4 protein-coding genes are annotated in these 3704 nt (G+C 69.8%); 2 read left to right on the top strand and 2 right to left on the bottom strand.

What is annotated here, in order from left to right:
• Positions 1 to 361: helix-turn-helix domain-containing protein (locus DIZ27_RS44590; RefSeq protein WP_146229162.1), on the bottom strand; the 361-nt coding region annotated here is incomplete at its 3' end.
• 151 nt (positions 362 to 512) lie between these two features.
• Between DIZ27_RS44590 and DIZ27_RS44595 the strand changes: the two genes are divergently transcribed.
• Positions 513 to 1013, top strand: coding sequence for a hypothetical protein (locus DIZ27_RS44595; RefSeq protein ID WP_109383940.1), 501 nt, complete (start codon positions 513 to 515; stop codon positions 1011 to 1013).
• Here DIZ27_RS44595 and DIZ27_RS44600 read toward each other — a convergent pair.
• Positions 985 to 1863, bottom strand: coding sequence for an IS5 family transposase (locus DIZ27_RS44600; protein ID WP_109383942.1), 879 nt, complete (start codon positions 1861 to 1863; stop codon positions 985 to 987). The two genes, DIZ27_RS44595 and DIZ27_RS44600, sit on opposite strands and share 29 nt — an antisense overlap.
• 787 nt (positions 1864 to 2650) lie before the next feature.
• Between DIZ27_RS44600 and DIZ27_RS44615 the strand changes: the two genes are divergently transcribed.
• Positions 2651 to 3679, top strand: a complete 1029-nt coding sequence (locus tag DIZ27_RS44615; RefSeq protein WP_109383941.1) for an IS630 family transposase — start codon at positions 2651 to 2653, stop codon at positions 3677 to 3679.
• Positions 3680 to 3704 lie beyond the last annotated feature (25 nt).

A 3704-nucleotide genomic window follows, 5' to 3' on the forward strand; every position in this document is an offset into this window, starting at 1 on the left:
CCCCCTGCTCGGTCATCGACACCCCGCACACCAGCTTGATCAGCGCCTTCACCGAGGCGCGGGTCCACAGCACGCCGCCGTGCCCGACCTCGGCAGGGGTGTAGTCCCGCATCGCCTGCAGCACCGCCCCGCGAGCTGATGAATCCAGCAACTCGCCCATTCCTGGACGCGGTTGCCGCACCACAGCGAGCAGGGCCTGACGGCCGCCGGCCCGGAAAGCCCTCCACCACGTGCCCACCGACCGCTCGGACACCCCGAACAACTCCGCGGCCTGGCCATACGTCTTGACCTGCCCGGACTCCAGCGCCGCGACCACCCGCAGCCGCAGGTCCGCCTGTGCGGCAGGCGTCAGCCGCCGCATGTCCCCACTCTCGATCACACCCGATCAACGAGCAGGAAACCCATCAGTTTCGGCTCAATAGCTTCACGTTTTCCCAGTTCAGGCATGGTTGCTGCGTCGTAAAGGCATGCTCGGGCCGTCGTGTTCAAGTCCCGGTGTGCGGAGGTGGCCGATGCCGTCGGCGATGGGGTTGCTGGAAGAACGCGAGCGGGTGGCGCTCGCGCGGGCCGAGGAGCTGAGGGTGGAACTGGAGCGGCTTCAGGCCGCGGTGGTGGAAGCGGAGGAGGCCGCGCGGCGGGCGGTGATCGCGCGTGAGGAGYTGGTGGACGCGTTGTCCGGTGTGCCGGCGCAGGTCACGGAGGCGGCCGCCGGGGAGGCGGTGGTGGTCGGTGGCGGTGCGGGCCGGAAGGCCGAGGTGCCGGTGTGGGCCAAGGGCCTGGAGCGGTCTGCCCTGCCGGAGGAGTACGCCCGGATCGTGTCCCTGGTCGAGCGTGACGGTGCCGGGGGCGGTGGTGGTGTGCGGGCGAGGGGGCTGCGGGACGGTCTGGGCTGGCAGGCCACGGATGCGCGGGAGCAGGCGGCCCGGTTTAGGGCGAAGAGGCTGGTGGAGCGGGGGTGGCTCGTCGAGGCGGGGCCGGGGTTGTTCAGGCCGGGGCCGGGTTGGTCTGCTTGAGGCGGCGGGGTGCGGGGGCACCGCCGCGGGCGAGGCGGCGGGTGGCGGGGATGGTGGCCGCCCACCAGGTCATGGCCTCGGCACTGTCGGTGCGCGTTTCGTAGTCGCGGGCGAGGCGGCGGGCCCGGATCAGCCAGGCGAACGTCCGCTCCACGACCCAGCGGCGGGGCAGGACGGTGAAGCCGGTGATGTCGTCGGGGCGTTTGACGATGGTCAGCGCGAGGGCGAGGACGCCGGCGGCGAAGGTGACGAGCCAGCCGGTGTAGCCGCCGTCGGCCCAGACCAGGCGGAGTGCGTGGTGCCGCTCGCGCAGGGCCCGCAGCAGGTCGGCGCCGGCGTCGCGGTCGCTGACCGAGGCGGCGGTCACGATCACGGTCAGGAGCAGGCCGAGGGTATCGGTGGCGATGTGCCGCTTGCGCCCGTTGATCTTCTTTCCGGCGTCGTAGCCGCGTGAGCGGGCCGGCACCGTGGCGTCGCCTTTCACGGACTGCGAGTCGATGATCGCGGCCGTCGGCTCGGTGTCCTTGCCGGCCAGTTCGCGCAGGCRGGCACGGAGCCGTCCGTAGAGTTCCTTGATCAGGTCGTTGTCGCGCCAGCGGCGGAAGAAGCGGTAGACGGCCCGCCACTTCGGGAAGTCGCGCGGCAGGCTTGCCCAGCGCACCCCCTCGGCGACCAGGTAGCGCACGGCATCGATCACCTGACGGTGGCAGTAGCTTTCCGGGCGTCCGCCCCGTCCGTTGAGCCAGGCCGGGACGGGGAGCAGGGGCCGGAGCACGGCCCACTCCGCGTCCGTCAGATCGGAGKCGTAGCCCGGTKCGCGATCCGGGTTGTCCGCGGCGTTGCCGTACAGATGGGCGAGGCAGTCACACGGTGAGGTGCCGGAGCTGGACGGGGCGGASRCGGGCAGGACAGAGTGGGACACGAGGGCCTCCTGGTGCTCGGTTGACTCGACATCACCGAGATGTTCAGGAGGCCCTTCTCCTATGCGCCGACGACCACGTGTTCATCTGAACGAGCACCGCGCGGACGCAGGTTCGAGCCGCAGCCGTGCCGCCCGGATTGGGAATCGCTTCTCATGCAATAACACCCCCACGACAGCGATACCCACGGAACTCTCACCCTCATGACAGTGGCCCCACGCCCCTAAACCACCACCGACCAGCAACAACACACCCAGGCCCACTGTCACTCACCCCACTGTCCCGAAACCGAGAGATCGCACCTGGCTCAGCCGACAGCCGGTGCATACCGTCATCGCCCACATCCACCCCGACCATCGGGCATCCGCCACCGTCGCCACTGCCGCCGGGCTCACGCCCATCGACGAATGGCACGAAGGCGAGATCCGGTGGCACCGGAGCATCAGACGATGACTTCAACGATCCACAGGTCTTGACTATTACTCTCCCGTCGGGGAACCGGGGAACTACGAACGTGACGACGGCCAACGACGTCGCAGCAGAAAGGAGGCACAAGCAATGACCATCAACGACAACGGACCGCGCCCGAACGCGTTCGACATCGAAACGGCCACCCGGCAGAACGAGAACTACCGCACCGTGGCCTGGACCGGGAAGTATTGAGCCGAAACTGATGGGTTTCCTGCTCGTTGATCGGGTGTGATCGAGAGTGGGGACATGCGGCGGCTGACGCCTGCCGCACAGGCGGACCTGCGGCTGCGGGTGGTCGCGGCGCTGGAGTCCGGGCAGGTCAAGACGTATGGCCAGGCCGCGGAGTTGTTCGGGGTGTCCGAGCGGTCGGTGGGCACGTGGTGGAGGGCTTTCCGGGCCGGCGGCCGTCAGGCCCTGCTCGCTGYGGTGCGGCAACCGCGTCCAGGAATGGGCGAGTTGCTGGATYCATCAGCTCGCGGGGCGGTRCTGCAGGCGATGCGGGACTACACCCCTGCCGAGGTCGGGCACGGCGGCGTGCTGTGGACCCGCGCCTCGGTGAAGGCGCTGATCAAGCTGGTGTGCGGGGTGTCGATGACCGAGCAGGGGGTGGGCAAGTGGCTGCGCCGGCACGGCTTCACGCCGCAGCGCCCGGYCCGCCGGTCCTACCGGCAGCAGCCGGAGAAGGTGCGGGCGTGGCTGCAGGAGGAGTATCCGGCGATCAAAGCGCGGGCCCGGTGGGAGAAGGCYGAGCTGGTCTGGGCCGATCAGTGCGGCCTGCGCTCGGACACCGCGCCGCCGGGACGCTCGTGGGCCCCGGCCGGGCACACCCCGCTCGTGCGGGTCAACGGCCGCCGCTTCCGCGTGAACATCATGTCCGCCGTCGCCTCGCGCGGCGCGCTGTGGTTCACGGTCTTCCCCGGCAGGTTCACCGCCAAGGTGATGTGCGCGTTCCTCGATCGCCTCGCCACACACGCCGGGCGCAAGGTCCATGTGATCGTCGACCGGCACCCGGTCCACCGCAGCAAAGCCGTCCGGGCCTGGCTGGAGGAGAACGCCGAGCGGATCGAGCTGCACCTGATGCCCGGATACAGCCCCGAGCTCAACCCCGACGAGCTGCTGAACGCCGATCTGAAACACCACGTCCACGCSGCCCGCGCCACCTCCGTCGACGACCTCGCCCGCGAGACCCGGCGCTTCCTGCACCGCAGGCAGCGCCAACCCCGCATCGTCTGCGGCTACTTCAGAGCCCGCCACGTCCGCTACACGATCGAGTAGGAAACCCACCAGTTTCGGCTCAATA

It is taken from the genome of Streptomyces sp. NWU339, from assembly GCF_003143855.1.
Taxonomy (GTDB): Bacteria; Actinomycetota; Actinomycetes; order Streptomycetales; family Streptomycetaceae; genus Streptomyces.